At 74.1% G+C, this 21,133-nt stretch carries 21 protein-coding genes and 1 pseudogene; 3 read left to right on the plus strand and 19 right to left on the minus strand.

All coding sequences use genetic code 11. The annotated features are described in order from the left end of the window. Positions 1-31: 31 nt before the first annotated feature. From M8C11_RS28410 to M8C11_RS28440, 7 genes and pseudogenes are all read right to left on the minus strand, one after another. On the minus strand, positions 32-736 hold the full coding sequence (locus M8C11_RS28410) for a 3-keto-5-aminohexanoate cleavage protein (RefSeq protein ID WP_252454434.1): 705 nt from the start codon (positions 734-736) through the stop codon (positions 32-34). 46 nt (positions 737-782) lie between these two features. Further along, positions 783-1,475, minus strand: a complete 693-nt coding sequence (locus M8C11_RS28415) for a regulatory protein RecX (RefSeq protein ID WP_252454436.1) — start codon at positions 1,473-1,475, stop codon at positions 783-785. An 11-nt stretch (positions 1,476-1,486) separates the two neighbouring features. After that, positions 1,487-2,536 (minus strand): recombinase RecA, encoded by a 1,050-nt coding sequence (gene recA / locus M8C11_RS28420; RefSeq protein ID WP_073830227.1) that lies wholly within the window; start codon positions 2,534-2,536, stop codon positions 1,487-1,489. Between the two features lie 185 nt (positions 2,537-2,721). Beyond that, positions 2,722-2,922: a DUF3046 domain-containing protein gene (locus tag M8C11_RS28425; RefSeq protein WP_120571064.1), complete on the minus strand. Its 201-nt coding sequence runs from the start codon at positions 2,920-2,922 to the stop codon at positions 2,722-2,724. Beyond that, positions 2,913-4,225: pseudogene (locus M8C11_RS28430) on the minus strand (MFS transporter). The gene M8C11_RS28425 and the pseudogene M8C11_RS28430 overlap by 10 nt, the downstream one beginning before the upstream one ends. A 70-nt stretch (positions 4,226-4,295) precedes the next feature. Continuing rightward, positions 4,296-5,438, minus strand: coding sequence for an acyl-CoA dehydrogenase family protein (locus M8C11_RS28435; protein WP_252454437.1), 1,143 nt, complete (start codon positions 5,436-5,438; stop codon positions 4,296-4,298). 20 nt (positions 5,439-5,458) lie between these two features. Further along, positions 5,459-5,989, minus strand: coding sequence for a hypothetical protein (locus M8C11_RS28440; RefSeq protein ID WP_252454438.1), 531 nt, complete (start codon positions 5,987-5,989; stop codon positions 5,459-5,461). A gap of 83 nt (positions 5,990-6,072) precedes the next feature. Between M8C11_RS28440 and M8C11_RS28445 the strand changes: the two genes are divergently transcribed. Next, a complete protein-coding gene (locus M8C11_RS28445) occupies positions 6,073-6,729 on the plus strand; it encodes a 4a-hydroxytetrahydrobiopterin dehydratase (protein ID WP_252454439.1) in 657 nt (218 codons plus the stop codon). Between the two features lies 1 nt (position 6,730). On the opposite strand, the gene M8C11_RS28450 is transcribed toward M8C11_RS28445, so the two are convergent. Both M8C11_RS28450 and M8C11_RS28455 read right to left on the minus strand, forming a co-directional pair. Next, entirely contained in the window at positions 6,731-7,429 is a 699-nt protein-coding gene (locus tag M8C11_RS28450) for a UdgX family uracil-DNA binding protein (protein ID WP_252454440.1), read from the minus strand. 50 nt (positions 7,430-7,479) lie between these two features. Further along, positions 7,480-8,814, minus strand: coding sequence for an aminotransferase class I/II-fold pyridoxal phosphate-dependent enzyme (locus M8C11_RS28455; RefSeq protein WP_252454441.1), 1,335 nt, complete (start codon positions 8,812-8,814; stop codon positions 7,480-7,482). 38 nt (positions 8,815-8,852) lie between these two features. Here M8C11_RS28455 and M8C11_RS28460 point away from each other — a divergent pair, with 38 nt between their 5' ends. Beyond that, positions 8,853-10,100, plus strand: coding sequence for a bifunctional pyridoxamine 5'-phosphate oxidase family protein/GNAT family N-acetyltransferase (locus M8C11_RS28460; RefSeq protein ID WP_252454442.1), 1,248 nt, complete (start codon positions 8,853-8,855; stop codon positions 10,098-10,100). After that, a complete protein-coding gene (gene leuE / locus M8C11_RS28465) occupies positions 10,097-10,759 on the plus strand; it encodes a leucine efflux protein LeuE (RefSeq protein ID WP_252454443.1) in 663 nt (220 codons plus the stop codon). The genes M8C11_RS28460 and leuE overlap by 4 nt, the downstream gene beginning before the upstream one ends. A 13-nt stretch (positions 10,760-10,772) precedes the next feature. On the opposite strand, the gene M8C11_RS28470 is transcribed toward leuE, so the two are convergent. The 10 genes from M8C11_RS28470 to M8C11_RS28515 all read right to left on the minus strand — a co-directional run bounded on the left by M8C11_RS28470 (position 10,773) and on the right by M8C11_RS28515 (position 21,076). After that, positions 10,773-11,702, minus strand: a complete 930-nt coding sequence (locus tag M8C11_RS28470; protein ID WP_252454444.1) for a sporulation protein — start codon at positions 11,700-11,702, stop codon at positions 10,773-10,775. Positions 11,703-11,801: 99 nt separating this feature from the next. Further along, positions 11,802-12,866 carry a hemolysin family protein gene (locus M8C11_RS28475; protein WP_252454446.1) on the minus strand — a complete coding sequence of 355 codons (1,065 nt, stop codon included), beginning with the start codon at positions 12,864-12,866 and terminating at the stop codon, positions 11,802-11,804. Next, positions 12,863-14,218, minus strand: coding sequence for a hemolysin family protein (locus M8C11_RS28480; protein ID WP_252454448.1), 1,356 nt, complete (start codon positions 14,216-14,218; stop codon positions 12,863-12,865). The genes M8C11_RS28475 and M8C11_RS28480 overlap by 4 nt, the downstream gene beginning before the upstream one ends. 163 nt (positions 14,219-14,381) lie before the next feature. Continuing rightward, entirely contained in the window at positions 14,382-14,714 is a 333-nt protein-coding gene (mnhG, locus tag M8C11_RS28485) for a monovalent cation/H(+) antiporter subunit G (RefSeq protein WP_121683666.1), read from the minus strand. Between the two features lie 61 nt (positions 14,715-14,775). Further along, entirely contained in the window at positions 14,776-15,039 is a 264-nt protein-coding gene (locus M8C11_RS28490; RefSeq protein ID WP_013284715.1) for a monovalent cation/H+ antiporter complex subunit F, read from the minus strand. Further along, entirely contained in the window at positions 15,036-15,686 is a 651-nt protein-coding gene (locus M8C11_RS28495; RefSeq protein ID WP_252454449.1) for a Na+/H+ antiporter subunit E, read from the minus strand. The genes M8C11_RS28490 and M8C11_RS28495 overlap by 4 nt, the downstream gene beginning before the upstream one ends. Further along, positions 15,683-17,188, minus strand: a complete 1,506-nt coding sequence (locus tag M8C11_RS28500; protein WP_252454451.1) for a Na+/H+ antiporter subunit D — start codon at positions 17,186-17,188, stop codon at positions 15,683-15,685. The genes M8C11_RS28495 and M8C11_RS28500 overlap by 4 nt, the downstream gene beginning before the upstream one ends. Continuing rightward, a complete protein-coding gene (locus M8C11_RS28505) occupies positions 17,185-17,667 on the minus strand; it encodes a Na(+)/H(+) antiporter subunit C (protein ID WP_252454453.1) in 483 nt (160 codons plus the stop codon). The genes M8C11_RS28500 and M8C11_RS28505 overlap by 4 nt, the downstream gene beginning before the upstream one ends. Further along, positions 17,664-20,498 carry a Na+/H+ antiporter subunit A gene (locus M8C11_RS28510; RefSeq protein ID WP_252454455.1) on the minus strand — a complete coding sequence of 945 codons (2,835 nt, stop codon included), beginning with the start codon at positions 20,496-20,498 and terminating at the stop codon, positions 17,664-17,666. Before M8C11_RS28510 ends, M8C11_RS28505 begins: the two co-directional genes overlap by 4 nt. A 254-nt stretch (positions 20,499-20,752) precedes the next feature. Next, the gene (locus tag M8C11_RS28515; RefSeq protein ID WP_030269802.1) at positions 20,753-21,076 is read right to left on the minus strand and encodes a hypothetical protein; all 324 of its coding nucleotides are present in this window, start codon (positions 21,074-21,076) and stop codon (positions 20,753-20,755) included. Between the last annotated feature and the right edge of the window lie 57 nt (positions 21,077-21,133).

Raw genomic sequence — 21,133 nt, forward strand, 5'->3', positions numbered from 1 at the left:
GGCGGGACCGGGTCGGGTGGGGTGGGGTGGGTCAGGGAGCGGCGGTGGCTCGGGCTGTGGTTACCAAGGTGGCGTTGTCGGGGGCCTCGGTGCCGTCGGGTAGCAGCAGCGTGTCCTCCAGGCCGATGCGGGTGTGCAGGCCACGCCGGACCGCCTCGGCGTACACCGGCCAGGTGGCCGGACCCTCACCGTGCAGCAGCACCGGCGGGTGCTCGCCGGGCAGCGCGCCGAGGATCGCCGCCGCGTCGGCGAGCGCCGTCTCGACCTGCTCGGCCATGCACTCGACGAGGATCCGTCCGGTGGGTGTGGACCAGCGGCGCCAGGCGTCGACCGCTGACGGCGTCCACAGACCGGCCTCGACCATCACGCCGCGTTCGTGCAGGGCGGCGGCGACCTCGGCCGCTCCGGGTTCGTGGGCGTTGACCGAGGCGAAGTCGGGCAGCACCGTCCAGGCGCGGACGGCGGCGACCCGCTCGGCCGGGTCGGGGACGATCCAGGCGCCGGTGCTCACGCCGACCGGCAGGCCGGGACGGGCGTCGCGGATGGCGGTGACCGCCGCGGCGATCACCGCCGGGTCGAGCGACTCGGCGCCGCTGTCGTCGCGCGGGTGCACGTGCACTGCCGCCACCCCGGCGGTCGCGCAGCGCACCGCGTCGGCGGCCAGTTCGGCCGGGGTGACCGGCACGGCGGGGTGCTCGTCCCGCCGTCGTGTGCCGTTGAGACACGCCTTCAGCACCGGTGTGCGCCTCTCCTGGGTCGGCGGCCGCGACAAGGGCGGCCGGTCAGTCGGGCCGGCGGGAGTCGAGGTCGTTCTCGGCGTCGGCCATCGCGTCGGCGTCGATGTGCTCGGCGAACTCGGCCGCCTCGGCGCTCTGCGCGGCCAGCGCGTCCTTCACCGCCCGGATCGCCACCCCGGCCGGGTAGCCCTTGCGCGCCAGCATGCCGACCAGGCGCCGGAACACCGCGTCGGGCTCGCCCCGGGTGCTGCGCAGTTTGCGCTCCACCAGGGCGCGGGCGGTCTGCGCCTCGGTTTCCTCGTCCAGCCCGTCCAGGGCCGCGCCGGCCACCTCGCCGTCGACGCCGCGCTGGCGCAGCTCGTTGGCGAGCGCCCGGCGGGCCAGCCCGCGGCCGTTGTGCCGGCTGCTCACCCAGGCACGTGCGAAGGCGGCGTCGTCGACGATGCCGACCTCGTCGTACCGGTCGAGGACCTGCTCGGCGACCTCCTCGGAGATGCCGCGGCGGGCCAGCGCACCGGCCAGTTCGGCCCGGGTACGCGGGCGCACCGCGAGCTGCCGCAGGCAGATCTCCCGGGCCACCTCGGCCTCGTCGCGCGGCGGAGCCGGAGCCTCCCCTGCATCGGGCTCCGCCGCGCGATCACGGCGTCCCCGGCGAGGCCGGGGCGTACCTGTGGCGTCGCCCGCACGGGGTGGGCCGGCATCCCAGCCCCGGCCCGTACGGGCGCGTCGTCCTGCCACGGATCAGCGGATCAGAAGTCGACCGGCGGCAGCTCCGGGCCGCCGGTGGCGTCACCGGCACCGCCGGTGCCGACGCCGAGCTTCTCCAGGATCTTCTTCTCGATCTCGGCCGCCACGTCCGGGTTCTCGCGGAGGAACTCGCGGGCCTTCTCCTTGCCCTGGCCGAGCTGGTCACCGTCGTAGGTGTACCAGGCGCCGGACTTGCGGATGATCGCCTGCTCCACGCCGACGTCGATCAGCGAGCCCTCGCGGGAGATGCCCTTGCCGTACATGATGTCGAACTCGGCCTGCTTGAACGGCGCGGCGACCTTGTTCTTCACGACCTTGACCCGGGTGCGGTTACCGACCACGTCGGTGCCGTCCTTGAGGCTCTCGATGCGGCGCACGTCGAGCCGGACCGAGGCGTAGAACTTCAGCGCGCGACCACCGGTGGTGGTCTCCGGGCTGCCGAACATCACGCCGATCTTCTCGCGGAGCTGGTTGATGAAGATCGCGGTGGTGCCGGTGTTGTTGAGCACACCCGTGATCTTCCGCAGCGCCTGGCTCATCAGCCGGGCCTGGAGGCCGACGTGGCTGTCGCCCATCTCGCCCTCGATCTCTGCGCGCGGCACCAGGGCCGCCACCGAGTCGATCACGATGATGTCGATCGCGCCGGAGCGGACCAGCATGTCCGCGATCTCCAGCGCCTGCTCGCCGGTGTCCGGCTGGGAGACCAGCAGGGCGTCGGTGTCGACGCCGAGGGCCCGCGCGTACTCCGGGTCGAGCGCGTGCTCGGCGTCGATGAACGCGGCGATGCCGCCGGCGCGCTGGGCGTTCGCCACCGCGTGCAGGGCGACGGTGGTCTTACCGCTGGACTCCGGACCGTAGATCTCGACCACGCGGCCGCGGGGCAGACCGCCCACGCCGAGCGCCACGTCGAGCGCGATGGAGCCGGTCGGGATGACAGCCGTCTGCACGACGGGCCGCTCCCCCAGCCTCATCACCGAACCCTTGCCGAACTGCTTGTCGATCTGAGCGAGAGCAAGGTCGAGCGCCTTCTCCCGGTCAGGCCCTGCTGCCATCGTTGCCACCCCTGCCTTCGCCGGCGTCTTTCCTGAGCTTCGCGTCACGCGGGACACGCTAGGCGCTGGGTCCGACAGAAAACCAGCCGACGGGCCGTGAGCTGTGGACGAGCACCCCGCTGTGGACAATAGCCGAACAGGTGTACGACTGGGCAAGCGACACGCGGGATCGACGAAAAGGCTGCTCAGCGTAGTCGGGCGGGCACCCGGTCCGGGTATGCGGCGACCACGGCACGCCACACCACGTGCGTTTCCTCACCGGCGGCGAGGGCCTGCTCGATGGTCCGCCCGCCGAGCTGGGGCAGCACCTGGTCGCTGGCGATGCTGGCCGCGTACCCCGGGCCGAACGCCTCCTCCAGCCGCGTCCAGAAGTCGGTCAGCCGCACGTGTTCAGTCCTCCTCGTCGAGTGGTGCAGTGCCGGTACGGCGCAGCGCCAGCGCCACCAGCGGCACCACCGCGATCGCCGACAGCAGGGTGAGCGTCGGGTACCCCACGGCTCGCATGACGAACCCGCTCGCCGCCGCCGCGCCCGCCCCGGCCAGCCCCATGAGCAGGTCGGACAGGCCCTGCACGCCGGGCCGGTCGGCGGTGGGCACCGACTCCGACAGCAGCGTCGAGCCCGCCACCATCGTGCCCGACCAGCCCAGCCCGAGCAGCGTCAGCCCCACCGACAGCAGCGGCGTGTGGTGCCCGGCGGTGCCGGACACCGCGCACGCGGCCAGCAGCAGCGCCACCCCGCCGAGGATCACCGGGCGCCGGCCGACCCGGTCGGTGAGCCACCCCACCACCGGCGACAGCGCGTACATGCCGGCGATGTGCAGGCTCAGCACCAGGCCGACCACCGGCAGCACGTCCTCGTCGGAGTGCCACTCGCCGAGGTGCACCGGGGTCATCGACATCACCGCCACCATCACCAGGTGCCCCACCGCGACCGCGGCGATGCCGAGGCGGGCGGCCGGCCGGCCGCGTACCGTGCGCCACGCGGCGACCATGCCACCGCGGCGGGTGACCGCCGGTGCGGCGCCCGGCGCCGGCTCGGCCGCCGTCAGGCGGCGCGCGGTGAGCAGCGGGTCCGGCCGCAGCAGGACCAGGAGTACGACGGCGGTGAGCGTGAACGCGACGGCGCTGAAGGCGAACGGGCCGGCCAGCGCCGGCAGGCCCCAGCCCCGGGTCGTCTCGTCGGCGAGCGCGGCGAAGTTCGGCGCGGCCACCGCGCCGATGGTGGTCGCCCACACCACCAGCGAGAGCTGCCGCCCCCGGCGCTGCGGCTCGGCCAGGTCCACAGCCGTGTAGCGGGCCTGGAGGTTGGCCGCCGTGCCGCCGCCGAACAGCAGCATGCCGACGAAGAGCAGCGGCACCAGGCGCGTCACGGTGGCGACCACCACCAGCACGCCGCCGACCGCACCCACGACGTACGCGAGGACCAGCCCCGGCCGGCGGCCACGGGCGGCCATGAGCCGGGTGACGGGGATGGCGAGCAGCGCGGCGCCGACCACACCGGCGCTCTGCGCCAGCCCGGCCAGGGCGGTGCCGGCCACCCGGGCGGCGAGCAGCGCGCCGACCGAGATGCCGATGGTGACGCCGATGCCGCCGATGATCTGGGTGAGGAACAGCAGCCGGACGGTACGCCGCTGGATGCCGGCGACGTCGGGCCGGGGCGGGGCCGGCGCGGTCAGGTCGGTGGACATGCGCGCTCCTGGTGAGGACGGATGCCCTCATCCTCTCCCGCCGGTCCGTCCGACCGGCAACCCGGTTTCGCTACAGGCCGAGGCCCCGGCCGATGATCTCCTTCATGATCTCGGTGGTGCCGCCGTAGATGGTCTGCACCCGGCTGTCCAGCCACGCCTTCGCCACCGGGTACTCCGCCATGAAGCCGTAGCCGCCGTGCAGCTGCACGCACCGGTCGGCCACCCTGGTCTGCAGCTCGGTGGTCCACCACTTGGCCTTCGCCGCGTCGGTCACCGACAGGCGGCCCGCGTTGAACTCGGCGATGCAGTGGTTGACGAACGTGCGCGCGATGGTGACCTCGGTGTCCAGCTCGGCCAGCAGGAACCGGTTGTGCTGGAACCGGCCGATCGGCCGCCCGAACGCCTCGCGGGAGCGGGCGTACTCGATGGTGAGCGCGAGCAGCTTCTCGCAGGCCGCCACCGCTGCGACGGCGATGCTCAGCCGCTCCCGGGGCAGGTTGGCCATCAGGTGGTAGAAGCCGTGGTTCTCGGTACCGATCAGGTTCTCCGCCGGCACCCGGCAGTCGTCGAAGAACAGCTCGGCGGTGTCGTTGGCCTTCAACCCGACCTTGGCCAGCCGGCGGCCCCTGCTGAAGCCCCGTGTGCCGCTCTCCACCACGACCAGGCTCACCCCGTGGGCGCCCTGGTCCGGCGCGGTCTTGACCACCACGACCACCAGGTCGGCCATCTCACCGTTGGTGATGAACGTCTTCTGCCCGTTGAGGACCAGGCTGTCGCCGTCGCGCACCGCGCTGGTGCGGATGCCGGCCAGGTCGCTGCCCGCGCCCGGCTCGCTCATCGCGATCGCGGTGACCAGGTCGCCGGAGCAGAAGCCCGGCAGCCACCGCTTGCGCTGGTCGTCGGTGGTCAGCTCGGTCAGGTACGGCGCGACCACGTCGTTGTGCAGCCCGAACCCGAGGCCCGAGCACCCGGACGCGACGATCTCCTCGTCCAGCACCGCGTTGAACCGGAAGTCGCGCTGCCCGCCGCCGCCGTACTCGGGGTCGACGTCCGGGCCGAGCAGCCCGGCGGCGCCGGCGGCCCGCCACACCTCCCGGTCGACGATCCCGTCGGCCTCCCAGCGCTCGTGGTGCGGCACCGCCTCCCGGGTCAGGAAGCGGCGGCACAGGTCGCGGAACTCGGCGTGGACGGGCTCGTAGAGATGCTGCTCCATGCCGGCCAGTCTGGCACCGCTCACCCGCCCTGGACAGGGGTGAGCGCCGCTCGCAGCCGGCGCTCCCGGCGGCCGGTACGCACAGCTTCGGCGAGCACCGCGACCAGGACGATCCCGAACCCGACCCCGGCGAGTTCCCACCCGGCGCGGATGGCGAGCACGATCAGCGGGCCGAGCAGCACCACGCCACCGGCCGCCCCGAACAGCGCTCCCCGGCGTACCGCGGACAGGTCGTCCGTCACCGCCGCACGCCCCGCCTCGTCGGCGGGCGGCTCGCCCCGGCGCAGCGCGGTCTCGGTGACCGCCCAGGCGGCGGCCCGGTCCGCCTCGGCGGGGCGCGGCTTCCCGAACCGGCTCAGCGTGAAGAAGAAAGCGAACCCCCAGATCACCGCGCCCAGACCGGCGCGGACCACCGCGACCTGCGCGGACCCGTCCCACTCCTCCCAGAGCCGGATGGGCAGCCAGAGGAGGCCGGCGAACAGCATGGAGGCCACGTACGGGCCGGGAGCGCCGAACCGGAGCAGTGACACCCGAGGTCGGGAGTCGGCCATGCCCGGATCGTATCCCTGCGTGTCGATCCGTGAGCCCTCTGTGGACGGTGGCGGACGGGCGGCGGACAGACCAGGATGGCCGGATGAGCACACTCACGGGGAAACAGGTCGCCGAGGCCGGGCTGGACGGGTGGACGTACCTGCTGGGGGCGTTGCAGACGCGCATCCGTACCCCCGATTTCGCGGCCGGACTGGCGTTGGTGGCCGCGGTGGGCGCGGAGGCCGAGCGGGTCGACCATCATCCGGACCTGGACCTGCGCTACACCCACGTCGACGTGCGGCTCTGGTCGCACGACGCGGGCGGCGTGACGCAGCGTGACCTGCGGCTGGCCCGGACGATCTCGGCGCTGGCCGCCGACGCCGGGCTGACCCTGTCGGCGGCCGGGCTGGCCCGCCTGGAACTCGCGCTGGACACCCCGGAGCACGCGGCGGTGCTGCCGTTCTGGCGGGCGGTCCTGGCCTGGCGGTCGCCGGGCGGCCGGGGCCCGGACGACGACGAGGTACGCGACCCGGACGGCGTGCTGCCGACGGTCTGGTTCCAGCGTTCCGGCCGGGACGAGCCCCGGCAGCGGTGGCACCCGGACGTGTGGGTCGACCCGGCCGAGGTGGACGCGCGCATCGCTGCGGCGCTGGCGGCCGGCGGCACGCTGGTCAGCGACGCGGAGGCGCCGAGCTTCTGGGTGCTCGCCGACCCGGACGGCAACCGCGTCTGCCTCTGCACCTGGCAGCAGCGCTCCTGAATCAGCGCAGCGCCTTGGCGGCCACCTTCAGGTCGGCGACCAGCCCCTCGTAGGCCACGTCCTGGTTGTCGGCGCGCAGCACCGCGGACGGGTGGATGGTGGCGAGCAGCCGGGCCGCCGGGGCGTCGGCCACAGCGCCCGTCCGGTCCACCGGCACCCGCTCGAAGTCCTCCGGGTGCTGGGCGGCGGCCGGCCAGGGCATCAGCTCACCGCGCTGCTTCGTCACCCGGAAGCTCGGGCCGAGCAGCGCCTTGGCGGCGGTGGCGCCGAGCACCACCACGATCTCCGGGCGCAGCCGGGCGAACTCGGCGACCAGCCAGGGCCGGCAGGCGGTGACGTGCACCCGGTCCGGGGTCTGGTGGATGCGCCGCTTGCCGCGCAGCTCGAACCGGAAGTGCTTCACGGCGTTCGTCAGGTAGATCTGGGCGGGGTCGAGCGCCGCGTCGTCGACGGCCTTGCGCAGCAGCCGCCCGGCCGGGCCGACGAACGGCAGTCCCTTCTGGTCCTCGATGTCGCCCGGCTGCTCGCCGACGAAGACCACGCGCGCGTGTTCGTCGCCGCGACCGAAGACGGTCTGGGTGGCGTCCCGGTACAGCTCGCAGCCCCGGCAGTCGCCCGCCGCGGCGCGCAGCTCGTCGATGGTGTCCGCCGACGGCGGGATGAACTCCTGCGCTCCGGGGGCGCTCTCGGTCTCGGCCATGCCGACCGTTCTACCCCGTCCGCAGCCGCCCACGCGAGCGCTTGCCGCGATCAGGCGGTGAAGGTCGAGGTGGGCCGGGTGGCGCGGGCGATTGCGTCGGCGAGTGCGGGCACGTCCGCCTCGTCCAGCGCGCTCACCGAGACGCGCACGGCGGGCGCGGCGGCGATCCGGTACAGGCCGCCGGGGGCGAGCGACCACCCGGCGTCGCGCAGCGTCGTGACCGCCACCGTCTCGTCGGGCACCGGCACCCACACGTTGATCCCGGTACGCCCGTGCGCGGCCACCCCACGCGCGGCGAGCGCGGCCACCAGCCCGTCGCGCCGCCTGTCGTAGCTGTCCGCCGCGTGCCGCACCAGCCCGGCGGTGGCCGGGTCGCGCCAGAGCGACAGGACCAGGCGTTGCAGCACCGTGGAGACCCAGCCGGCGCCGACCCGCGCCCGCCCGGCGACCCGGGCCACTGTGGCCTCGTCGCCGGCCAGCACCGCCAGCCGCAGGTCGGGCCCGTAGGGCTTGCTCACCGACCGGACGAAGGCCCACGCCGGGGTCGCCCCGGCGAGCGGGCACAGGGGTACGCGGGCCAGCTCGGCGGCGTGGTCGTCCTCGATCAGCAGCAGGTCGGCGCGGCCGGCGAGCAGCGTCCGCAGCGCGTCGGCCCGGCCGGCGGAGACTGCGGCGCCGGTCGGGTTCTGCGCCCGGCTGGTCACCACGAGCGCCCGGACCCCGGCGGCCAGCGCCGCCCGGACGCCGCCGACGGTGGGGCCCTCGTCGTCCACCGGCACCCCGACGGTACGCAGCCCGAGCGCGGCGATCAGGTCGAGCAGGTTGGCCCAGCCCGGATCCTCCACCGCCACCGCGTCACCGGGGCGCAGGTGGGCGGCGAGCAGCCGTTCGATGCCGTCGAGCGCGCCGCCGGTGACTGTCAGCTCGCCGGCCGGCACCCCGTCCGCGGTGAGCCGGTCCCGGGCCAGGGCGGCCAGGTCGGGCAGCACGGCGTCGGTCGCGTACCCGCCGGGGGGTCCGATCTCGGCGGCGAGCGCGGCCAGGTGCGGCCCGAGCGGGGGCAGCAGCCGGGGGTCGGGCTGACCGGCGGAGAGGTCGCGGCCGCCGGTCAGCGGCGGGGGCAGCAGCGCGGAGCGGCGGGCGGCGACCGGCGGGCGGGGGCGCACCCGGGTGCCGTGCCGGCCGGCGGTCGCGACCAGGCCGCGCTGCCGCAGTTCCTGGTACGCCTTCGCGACGGTGGCCGGGCTGACGCCGAGGTCGGCGGCGAGCGCCCGGACGGCGGGCAGGGCGTCGCCCGGGGCGAGGTCACCGGTGCGGATGCCGGATTCGACGCTTGCCGAAATCGCGGCTGAGGTGGAACCGACGATCTGATAATGTGCTGCCACAGTTCGGAGATTGTACTAGTACGAAGGTGGGATGTCACGTGTACCCCCCGACCGAACGCACCACCGCCAGCCGCGTCCGCGACCGGATGCACTACGACCGGGCCACCGCCCACGCGCTGCTCGACGAGGCGTACCACTGCGCGCTGGCGTTCACAGTCGACGGTGAGCCGCGCGTCCTGCCGACGCTGCACGTCCGCCTCGGCGACACGCTCTACCTGCACGGGTCCACCGGCAGCCGGCCGCTGCTCGCCGCCCGGGGCGAGGCCGGGCTGCCGGTCTGCGTCGCGGTGACCCACCTCGACGGGCTCATCTACGCCCGCTCCCAGTTCCACCACAGCGCCAACTACCGGTCGGTGGTGGCGCACGGCACCGCCCGGCTGGTCGACGACCCCGGCGAGAAGGCCGCCGTGATGACCGCGCTGGTGGAGAAGGTGGCCACCGGCCGGTCCGGCGACAGCCGCCCGCCGAACCGGCGCGAGCTGGCCGAGACGGCCGTGCTGGCGCTGCCGCTGCGCGAGGTGTCGGTACGGATGCGCACCGGCGGCGTCAACGACGAGCCGGCCGACGAGGCGCTGCCGTACTGGGCCGGTGTGGTGCCGCTGCGGCTCACGCCGGGCCGCCCCGAACCGGCGCCCGGGGTGGCCGCGCCGGTGCCGGCGTACCTGCGGACGGCCCGCTCGCCGTGGCACGAGCCGGTGGTGCTGCGCGGTGAGCACGTCGTGCTGGAGCCGCTCGACCTCGCCCACGCCGACGAGCTGTACGCCGCCACCGCCGACCCGGAGGTCTGGCGGCACCTGGGCGGCACGCAGCCCGCCGACGCCGCCGAGATGCGCCGGGTGGTCGCCGGCTACCTGGACGCGCAGGAGCGCGGCGAGCAGGTGTGCTGGACCCAGCGCTGCGCGGTCACCGGGGCGGTGATCGGCACGACCTCGTACTACGAGATCGACCCGGTCCGCCGGTCGCTGGCCGTCGGCTACACCTGGCTGGGCCGCCCGTGGTGGCGTACCGGCGTCAACACCGAGGCGAAGCTGCTGCTGCTGGGCCGGGCCTTCGACGACCTGGACGCGGTCCGCGTGGTCTGGCACACCGACATCCGCAACGAACGCTCCCAGCGGGCGATCGCACGGCTCGGCGCGAGCCGGGAGGGCGTGCTGCGGCAGCACAAGCAGCGCGCCGACGGCTCCTGGCGGGACACCGTGCAGTACTCCATGCTCGCGCAGGAGTGGCCGAAGGCACAGGTCAGCCTGCGGGAAAGGCTTCGCCCCACGGCGGGCGCGGCGTCATGATGTCCGGCGTGCTGGGGATCACCGACATCTGGACGTACGTGCTGGGCACCGTGGCGATCGTGCTGCTGCCCGGGCCGAACTCGCTCTTCGTGCTGGCCACCGCCGCCCGCCGGGGCGTGGCCACCGGTTACCGGGCCGCCGCCGGGGTGTTCGTCGGCGACGCGGTGCTGATGGTCATGTCCGCCGCCGGGGTGGCCTCGCTGCTCCAGGCGTACCCACCGCTCTACCTGGTGATCAAGTACGCCGGCGCGGCGTACCTCGGGTATCTGGGGCTGGCCATGCTGCGCGGCGCGTGGCGGCGCTGGCGCGACCGCAACGACCCGGCCACGCCGCGCCTGATCGACGAGGTCGAGCCGGCGGAACAGCGGGAGCCGTTCCGGCGGGCGCTGGTGATCAGCCTGCTCAACCCGAAGGCGATCCTGTTCTTCGTCTCGTTCTTCATCCAGTTCGTCGACCCCGGGTACGCGTGGCCGGCGCTGTCGTTCCTGCTGCTCGGGCTGATCGCACAGGTCGCCAGCGCGATCTACCTGACCGTGCTGATCTTCACCGGCACGTACCTGGCGGCCCAGTTCCGGCAGCGCCGCCGGCTCGCCGCGAGCGGCACCACGGCGGTCGCGGTGCTGTTCCTCGGCTTCAGCCTCAAGCTCGCCGCCGGCTGACCGGCGGCACCGGTCAGGTGCCGTCGCCGCCTCCGCCACCACCGCCGATGCCCGCGCCGCCGGCCGTCCCACCGAGCCCGTAGCCCGGCGCGACGGGCCGGTCGGGGCGGCGGCTGACGTGCGCCGACTCGCGGATCGTGGCGGACCAGTCGGCGTGCGCGGCGGCCGCCGCGTGCCTGTCGATGGCGTGCCGCAGCCAGCCGTCCACTGTGGCCACCCAGTCGCGCTTGTCGGCACCGGCGTGCCAGACCCGGAACCGGCTGATGCTCTGGTGGGTGATCCCGGCCAGGGAGAGCCGCCGGTCCAGCCAGAGCAGCACCTCCATGCCGGCCGGGTCGGTCAGCATGATCATTTCGAGTTCGGTCATCGGGCCGGCGTAGAGCGGGGCGGCCCAGAACCCGTACCACTGCTGGAACGGCAGCGTCTGCTCCACCCCCGGCAGCCGTCCCTCGCGCAGCCCCGCCTGCCGGATCGCGAAGCCGAGCGTGTCCAGCGCGGCGAGCACGTGCTCCTGGGTGGGCAGCGGGTGGATCAGCACCGGCACCATCGCGCCCTGGTCCACCTCCGGGTCCACCGACACCTCGGTGCGCAGCCCCGTACGCAGGCTCAGCAACGGCACCCCGCCGTACGTGGTCACCGGCGACTCCCACGGCAGCGGCACGGCGAAGTCGACCGCCCGCCGCCGCCCGGCCGGCACCACGAACCGTCCCGCGATCGTCCACGTGTGGAACTGCACCAGGCGGCGCGGCGCCTCCGGGTCCTCCGGTTCGACCTGGGTCACCAGCCCCAGCCGGATGTGCCGGACCGGCACGTCCGAGTCGCCGGCGGCGAGCGTCACCCGGCCCGGCAGGCGCAGGCCCGGCCGGGTGCTCGGATTGGGCACCGTGGTGCTCACCGAGAGCCCGGTCCAGGCCGAGTCCCGCGACACGCCGGTCAACCGCATGCCGCGGCTTTCCCGCTGCCCGCCCGGCCATGCCAGGCCGGAACGGACGCCGGCCCGGCCGAGGTGGTCTCCCACCTCGCCGGGCCGGCGTCACGACGGTCAGCGCATCCGGCGGCCTCGCGGCACCGGGTCGGTCTCGTCGTCGAACTCGCCGATGACCTCCTCCAGGAGGTCCTCCAGCGCGACGAACCCGACCGGCCGGGTCGGCCCGCCGCCGTTGCTCACCAGCGCGAGCTGCGCCTGCTGCGCCCGCATCGCGGCCACCGCCTCGGTCACCGACGCCTCGGCCGGCAGCGTGAAGGCGTTGGTCATCAACTCCTCAGCGGTCGCCGGGCGGCCGGTGGTGACGGCGCGCACCGCCTCGCGTACGTGCACCAGGCCGCACACCTCGCCACCGGTGTCGACCACCGCCAGCCGGGAGCGGCCGCTGTCGCGGGACACGTGCTCGATCCGCTCGGCGGTCTCGCCCCGGCCCACCGTGACGATCCGGTCGAACGGCTCCATCACCTGGGCGACTGTGGTGCCCTGGAGCTCCAGCATGCTGCTGAGCAACTGGTGCTGCTCGGCGCCGAGCAGCCCGTGCTCCCGGGACTGCTCCAGCAGGATGCGCAGCTCGTCCGGGCCGTGCACCTGGGCCAACTGGTCCTGCTGCTGCACGCCGAACAGGCGCAGCATCGCGTTCGCGAGCCCGTTGAGCACGGACAGCACCGGCCGGACGATCCGGGCGAACGCCCGGAACGGCAGCGCCAGCAGCGTCGCCGAACGCTCCGCGTCGGTGATCGCCCACGACTTCGGGGCCATCTCGCCGACCACCAGGTGCAGGAACGTCACGAGCGACAGCGCGAACACCAGCGCCACCACGTGACTGGCCGCGGCGGGCAGGCCGACCGCGTGCAGCAGCGGGCTGAGCAGGTGCTCGATGGCCGGCTCGGCCAGCGCGCCCAGACCCAGCGTGCACAGCGTGATGCCGAGCTGCGCGCCTGCGAGCATGAGGCTCAGCTCGCGGACGCCGTCCAGCGCCGCGCGGGCCGCCCGGCCGCCGCCGGCCGCCGCCTGTTCCAGCCGGTACCGCTTGGACGCGACGAGCGCGAACTCGGCGGCCACGAAGAACCCGTTGAGCGCCAGCAGCACCACGGAGAAGGACAACGCGAACCCGGGGCTCATGCGCCACCCTCCCCGGACACGTCGGCGGTCGGCCGCAGCCGCACCGAATCGGCCACGTGCCGGTCCACCGCCAGCACCTCGACCAGCACCCGCGGGCCGCCGGACGATCCGTCGCCGTCCGTGGCGACCGGGATCTCCAGCCGGTCACCGACCTCGGGCACCCGGCCCAGCTCCCGCATGACCAGACCGGAGAGCGTGTCGTACTCGGGCGCCTCCGGCAGTTCGATGCCGGTGCTGTCGGCGACCTCGTCGATGCGCCAGCGCGCCGGGACCACCCACGAGCCGTCCTCCTGCCGGGCCGCGGCCCGGTCCGGCGGGTCGTCCTCGTCGCGGATCGGTCCGACCAGCTCCTCGGCCAGATCCTCCAGCGTGATCACGCCGGCGAAGCCGCCGTACTCGTCGACCACGCAGGCGAGCTGCCGGTGCCCGGACCGCAGGCGGTCCAGCACCGTCGGCAGCGGCAGCGTCTCGGGCACCAGCAACGGGGGTACGGCCACCGCGTCGACCCGGGTGGTCGCGCGCTGCGCCGGGGGCACCCCGAGCACGTCGGCGATGCCGACCACGCCGATCAGGTCGTCGACGCCCTCGGCGCCGCTCACCGGGAACCGGGAGTGGCCGGTGTCCAGCAGCTCGACGATCCGGCTGACCGGCTCGTCGGCCCGGACGGTGTGCACGTCGACCCGGGGCACCATCGCCTCCCCGGCGGTCAGCTCCCGGAAGTCCAGACCCCGGTCCAGCAGGTCGGACATCTCGGCGTCGAGATGCCCCTCCTCCCGGGACTCGGCGATGATCTGTTCCAGGTCCTGCGGGGTGGCGCCGCTGGGCAGCTCCTCGATCGGCTCGATGCCGACCCGGCGGAGCAGCCGTACGGCGGCCCGGTCGAACAGCGTGATCAGCGGACCGGCGATCTTCAGGTACATCAGGGTGGACCGGGACAGCGCCCGGGCGAGCGGCTCGGCCCGCGCGATGGCCAGGTTCTTCGGGGCCAGCTCGCCGAGGACCATCTGCACCACCGTGGCGATGATCAGGGCGAGGGCCACCGACAGCGGCAGCGACACCGAGCTGGACAGCCCGGCCAGGCCGAGCAGGTCGGCCAGCCCGGCGCCCAGGTACGGCTCGGCGACGTAACCGACCAGCAGGGCGGTCACGGTGATGCCGAGCTGCGCGCCGGACAGCATGAACGAGAGCCGCCCGGTCACCTCCAGGGCCCGGGCCGCGGCACGGTCGCCACCGTCGGCGAGCTGCTTGAGCTTGCCCCGGTCCACGGCGACGTAACCGAACTCCTGGGCCACGAAGTAACCGGTGGCGGCGGTGAGGACGGTGATGAGAAGGAGACCGACGAGGATCAACACGGGAGGTTCAGGGCTCCCGGGGTCGTCGGGGAGGGAATTCGCCGGGTATGACCCGGCCGGCTACTGCTGCCCTCCGGGGCAGGAGAGTCGATCATGCCGCCCATTTTATCGGGGGCCGCTGGATGTTCGCTGAGGGTGCCGGGAAGCCTCCCGCACGTCCGGTTCAGCGCCCGGCCAGTTCGTCGGCGTCCAGCAGCGTGCGGTCGACCCGCCCGGAGCGGTACGCGGCCCGGCCGATCATCTGCGCGGCCACCGGCGCGGTGGAGAGCTGGAAGATCGCCACCAGGACCAGCATGCCCAGATCCGAGGGGGTACGCAGGCGCAGCGCCAGCCCGGCCAGCAGCAGCAGGACGCCCAGCACCTGGGGCTTGGTGGCCGCGTGCATCCGGTCCAGGACGTCCGGGAAGCGCACCAGCCCGATGCCGGCGACCAGGGCCAGCGCCGCCCCGGCCAGCAGCAGGAAGCCACCCACCCAGTCCGCGACCGCGCCGGCCATCACGCTGAGCCTCCTTTCGTTCGCGACTGCGGGGCTCGCAAACCCGGCTCACTCCTCGCGCTCACGCTTCGGCCCGGACCGCGAAGCGCACCAGCGACACCGACCCGATGAAGCCGAGCAGGGAGAGCACCACCAGGACGGGCAGCGTGGTGGCGTGCCGGTTCACAGCGGCCTCCGCCCCCACCGCGGCGAGCATCGCCGACAGCAGCAGGTCGGCGCCGACGACCCGGTCGAGCAGGGACGGGCCGCGGTAGATCCGGGCCAGGGCGAGCAGCGCGGTGGCCGAGAGCAGCACGGTGAGCGCGACGGCGAGCAGGACTGTCACTGGTGGTTCCTCCGTTCCACGGGTTCGATGTCGAGCCGGCGTACCTCGTCGGGAGATCCGATGGCGCGCACGATGCGCCGCTCGACGGCGAGCACGCGCTCGCGGCTGGCGGTGATGTCCTCGGGTCCGCGCACGTCGAGCAGGTGCACGTAGAGCACGCCCTCGGCCCGGTCGACGTCGAGGATCAGCGTGCCCGGCACCAGCGAGATCACCTCGGCGGTGAGCGCCAGGTTGAGATCGGTGCGCACGCGCAGCGGCACCGCGATGATCGCGCCCCGCGGGCGGTAGCCGAAGCGCAGCGCCACGGCGGCCACGTGCAGGCTGGCGCTGACCAACTCCGCGACGAACGTGGCAGCGAACACCAGCAGCGCGCGGGGGCGTACCCGGCCGCCGAACGTGACCGGTGGCAGCGGGAAGAACAGCAGCACGGCCACGCCGACCACCAGGCCGGCGAACAGGTTGCCCCAGGACACGTCGCCCCACAGCAGCATCCAGGCGACGACCAGCCAGGCGAGCGCGACCGCCTGGTCCCGCCGCCGCCCACCCCGGCCGACGGGCCGCACGGGCGCGTCCGGGGCGGGCACGGGCCGGGGCATGCCCGCCGGCTCACCGGTCGCCCCCGCGCCCGGGGGCAGGTCGTCGGTCACGGCACGTCCCGGGGCAGGACCGCTCGCACGTACGGGGTGCGCTCGCGCAGGTCGGTGGCCGCGTCCGCGGTGACCTGGAACAGCGGCCCGGCCAGCAGCGTGAACAGCACGCCCAGCGCCACCAGGGCGGTGGTCGCCCCGACCATCAGCCCGGGCAGCCGGGCCGGCGGGGTGGCGGTGGCCAGCCGGGGCTCCCGCCAGAACGCGATGTTCCACACCCGGGAGGCGGCGTAGAGCGTGAGCAGGCTGGTCAGCGTGCCGGCCGCGACCAGCACGGCGGGCAGCGTGCCGCCGGCCGCCACGCCGGCCTGGAGCAGGCCGAGCTTGCCGAGGAACCCGGAGAACGGCGGGATGCCGGCGAGGTTCATCGCCGGGACGAAGAAGAGCACGCCGAGCATCGGGGCGATCCGCGCCAGGCCGCCGATACGGCGCAGGTCGGTGCTGCCCGCGCGTTCCTCGACCAGGCCGGCGACCAGGAACAGCGTGGTCTGGATGGTGATGTGGTGCACCACGTAGAAGATCGCCCCGGACAGGCCGGCGACGCTGCTCAGCGCCACCCCGAAGATCATGTAGCCGATGTGGCTGACCAGCGTGAAGGACAGCAGCCGCTTCAGGTCCGACTGGGCGACCGCGCCGAGGATGCCGACCACCATGGTCAGCCCGGCCACCACCATCAGCAGCGTGGCGACCTGCCCGCCGGGGAACAGCAGCGTCTCGGTACGGATGATCGCGTACACGCCGACCTTGGTGAGCAGGCCGGCGAAGACCGCCGTCACCGGGGCGGGCGCGGTCGGGTAGCTGTCCGGCAGCCACGCCGACAGCGGGAACACCGCCGCCTTGATCCCGAACGCGAGCAGCAGCGTCAGTTGCAGGGTCAGGCGTACGCCCGACGGCAGCGCGTCCAGCCGGCCGGCGAGCTGCGCCATGTTCAGCGTGCCGGTGGCCGCGTACACCAGCCCCACGGCGGACAGGAACAGCAGCGACGACAGGATGCTGACCACCACGTACGTCGACCCGGTCCGCAACCGCACCTCGGTGCCGCCCAGCGTGATCAGCACGAAGCTCGCGGCCAGCAGGATCTCGAAGCCGACGAAGAGGTTGAACAGGTCCCCGGCCAGGAAGGCGTTCGTCACGCCCGCGGTCAGCACCAGGTACGTGGGGTGGAAGATGCTCACCGGCGCGGTCTCCCCGGTCTCCCCCCGGCCCTGGCCGATCGAGTAGAGCAGCACGCACAGCGTCACCGCCGAGGAGACGAGCACCATCAGCGCCGCCAACTGGTCCGCCACCAGCACGATGCCCACCGGCGCCGGCCAGCCGCCCACCTGCACCACCACCGGCCCGAACCGGTACGCCTGCACCAGCAGCACCGCCGCCACCACCAGGACGCTGGACAGGCAGAGCACGCTCACCCACCGCTGCAACCCGGGCCGCCCGGACAGCAGCAGGGTGAGCGCCGCGCCGAGCAGCGGCACCACCACCGGAAGCGGCACGAGGGCACTCATGTGGTTTCCCCGTCCCGGCGCAACCGCCGGCGGGCCGGCTCCGGATCCACCTGCTCCGGGTCGTCGTCCGGGCCCTCGCCGCCGAGGTCCGCCGTGGACACCTCGTTGCTCTCGGCGAGCCGGACGATCTGCCGGTCCTCCAGGTCGTCCTGCACCTCGTCGTCGCCGCTGGTGTACCAGCTCCGGTAGGCGACGGCGAGCAGGAACGCGGTCAGCCCGAACGTAATCACCACGGCGGTGAGCACCATGGCCTGCGGCAGCGCGTCGCTCATCGCGCCCTGCGAGGTGGAGCCCACGAGCGGTGCGGCACCGGCCCGCCCGCCGAGCAGGATGAGCAGGTTCACGCCGTTGCCGAGCAGGATGATGCCGAGCAGGATCCGGGTCAGGCTGCGTTCCAGCAGCAGCGTCACACCGGCGGCGACGAGCACCCCGACCGCCAGCACCAGCACCAGCGTCGGCCCGGCCGCCCCCCTCGTCATGGTGGGCCGTCCCGCTGGACGACCAGCCCGCGGCCCGCCTCGCCCGCGGCCTCCACGTGCCGGTCCACCTCGGCGCCCAGGCTCCGCAGGATGTCCAGCACCAGCCCGACCACCACCAGGTAGACGCCGATGTCGAAGAACAGCGACGTGACCAGGTAGAAGTCACCGATCGCCGGCAGCCACAGGTTGACCTTCACGCTCTGGAGCACCTCGCCGGTGAGCGCCAGGCCGAGCACGCCGCTGCCGACCGAGATGCCCAGACCCGCGCCGAGCACCGTGCCGGCCCCGACCGGCGCCGCCTCGGCCAGCTCGTACCGGCCGCCGGCCAGGTAACGCAGGGCCAGCGCGAGGCCGGCGACCAGCCCGCCCGCGAAGCCGCCGCCGGGGGCGTTGTGCCCGGAGAACAGCAGGAACAGCGAGAAGACCAGCACGGTGTGGAAGATCAGCCGGGTGACCACCTCGAACACGATCGAGCGCCGCCGCTCCGGCAGCGCCTGCCCGCCGCGCAGCCACACCGTGCGCCGGTCGCCGGCGCGCAACGCGACCGGCTGGGGACGGCGGGGACGCGGCCCGGTGCGGGAACGCTCGTAGATCAGGCTCGCCACGCCGGTCGCGGTCACCACGAGCACCGAGATCTCCCCCATCGTGTCCCACGCCCGGATGTCGACGAGCGTCACGTTCACGACGTTGCGGCCGTACCCCTCGACCAGGGCCAGGTCCGGGAAGTCGGCGGAGATCGACGGCGCCCGCCGCGCTCCGGCCGCGGCCAGCGCCAGGCCGGCCATCACGACGCCGGCGGCGATCCCGATACCGCGCCGGACCCAGCGGCTGCGGCGCAGCGGGCGGGCCGAGAAGCGCTCCGGCAGCCGCCGCAGCACCAGCACGAACACCGCGATCGTCGCGGTCTCCACCAGGAACTGGGTCAGCGCCACGTCCGGCGCGCCGTAGAGGACGAACATCATCGCGGTGCCGTAGCCGGTCACGCCGACGAGCAGCATCGCGGTGAGCCGGCGGCGCGCGCCGACCGCGAGCAGCGCGGCGACCGCGATCACCACGCAGACCACGAGCTGGGCCGGGTTGTCCCAGGGCGCCAGGTCGACCCGCCACGGCGCGGTGGCGAGCATCGCCCCGCCCGGCACGAACACCAGCACGAGCAGCACGGTGCCGAGGTACTGCGGCAGCGAGCCCCGCTGGGTGGCGCCGGTGACCTCGATGGCGAGCCGGTCGAAGCCGTGCGTCACCCACTCGTACCCCTGGTTGCCGTTCACCGGCGAGCGCAGCCGCGCCAGCGCGGGCGCCAGCGGGCCGCGGATCAGGTGCAGCACCACACCGCCGGCCAGCACGACGGCGGACAGGCCGAGCGCCGCCGTGGGTCCGTGCCAGAGCGCCAGGTGCTCCTCGACCGGCCCGAACAGCTCGGCGTACGGCTCGAACAGGCCGCTCAGCCACCCGGCGGCCGGACCGGCGGCGAGCCCGGCCACGGCGAGCAGCGCCGGGGGCACGAGCATCGCGGCGGGCGGCCGGGCCAGCTCGGTGTCCGGCACGCCGGGCCGGGCGCCGAACGCGCCCCAGAGGAACCGGATGCTGTACGCGACGGTGAGCGCGCTGCCGGCGACCAGCACGATCAGGACCAGTGGATCGCCGGTGAACGCGGCGAGCGCCGCCTCCTTCCCGACGAACCCGAGCAGCGGCGGCACCCCGGCCATCGAGGCGGCGGCCAGCGTGGCGACGACGGCCAGCACCGGCGCGGTCCGTCTGACCCCGGACAGCTCCCGCAGGTCACGGGTGCCGGCCTCGTGGTCGAGGATGCCGACGACCAGGAACAGCGCCGCCTTGAACAGGGCGTGTGCGGCCAGCATCGCCACGCCGGCCAGCGCCGCCTTCGGGGTGCCCGCGCCGAACACCACGGTGAGCAGGCCGAGCTGGCTGACCGTCCCGTACGCCAGCAGCAGCTTCAGGTCGGTCTGCCGTAGTGCCGCCCACCCGCCGATGACGAGCGTGACCAGGCCGGCGACCACCGTGACCGGCCGCCACCCGTCGACCGGGGCGAGCACCGGGCCGAGCAGTCCGATGAGGAAGATGCCGGCCTTCACCATCGCCGCCGCGTGCAGGTACGCGCTCACCGGCGTCGGGGCGGCCATCGCCATCGGCAGCCAGGCGTTGAACGGGAACACCGCGGACTTCGCCAGCGCCCCGGCGAGGATGAGCAGCACCGCGACGGTCAGGTATCCGCCGCCGGGCAGCGGCGCCGCGGCCACCTCCGACCACCGGTAGCCCCCGGCGTGGTGGCCGAGCAGCAGGAACCCGACGAGCATGGCCAGCCCGCCCAGCGTGGTCACGGTGAGCGCCTGCGCGGCGGCCCACCGGCTGGAGCGGCGCTCGGTGCTGTGCCCGATGAGCAGGTACGAGAAGACCGTGGTCAGTTCCCAGAAGACGTAGAGCAGCAGCAGGTCGTCGGAGACGACGAGGCCGAGCATGGCTCCGGCGAAGGCGACCATGACGGCGGCGAACCGGGCCAGCCCGACCGACCCGGGCGGGAAGTAGCGGGCGGAGTAGACCAGCACCAGCGCGCCGACGCCGCCGACGAGCAGCAGCATCAGCCAGGACAGCGTGGTGACCCGCAGCGCCACGTCGAGCTGGAGCTGCGAGATCCAGGGGTACGTCTCGACCACCTCGCCGCCGTCGCGTACGTCAGCGGTGTGCGCCGCCGCCCAGACCGCTGTGGCGGCCGGGGCGAGCGCGAGCAGCAGACAGGCGCGCGGACCCCACCGGCGGACCAGCAGCGGGGCGAGCAGCGCCGCCACCAGGTGCACGATCAGCAGGACGAGCACGCGTACTCCCGGTCGAGGTGACAGCGCGCAGAACACGCTGGTGTCACAACCGATCACACGCCACAGAGGCACCGAACCGGGCCGTTTTTCCCAAAACCCACCCTTACCTCCACCCGGCCTTCCCGGCCTTCCCGTCCTTCCCGGCCTCTCGGGCGGTGATCAAGGAGTTTGCGGCGGGATCGGGCGCGCTTCCGGACACGAACTCCTTGATCACCGGGGCGGCGGGAGGGCGGGAGGGCGGGGTGCGGCGGGGGTCAGGGGGTGGGGTTGGGGGTGGCCAGCTGGCGGGCGGCGCGGTCGACGGCGCGCTGGGCGGCGACCAGGGAGCGCAGCGGCAGCCGGGCGTCGCGGCTCTCCCGGCGCTGGACGAAGTAGTGCACGGCGGCCCGGACGCGGGCGCGGTCGGCGGCGCTGGAGCGGGCGGTCGCCAGGATCATCTCGCGCAGCCGCGCGGCCAGTTCCTCGGCCAGTTCGAGATCGGGGCCGTGCAGCGCGGCGCGGAGCGCGGCCAGGCGACTGTCGACCTTGCGGATGAGCACGTCGGTTCCGGAACCCAGACCTCGGTCCTCGACGGTCATCCACGCCTCCACCCCACGCCGCATCGCGAGTGAAGTTACTTTATGTTGCAGCCCACA

This window comes from Micromonospora sp. CPM1 (assembly GCF_023896895.1).
Lineage (GTDB): Bacteria > Actinomycetota > Actinomycetes > Mycobacteriales > Micromonosporaceae > Micromonospora > Micromonospora tulbaghiae.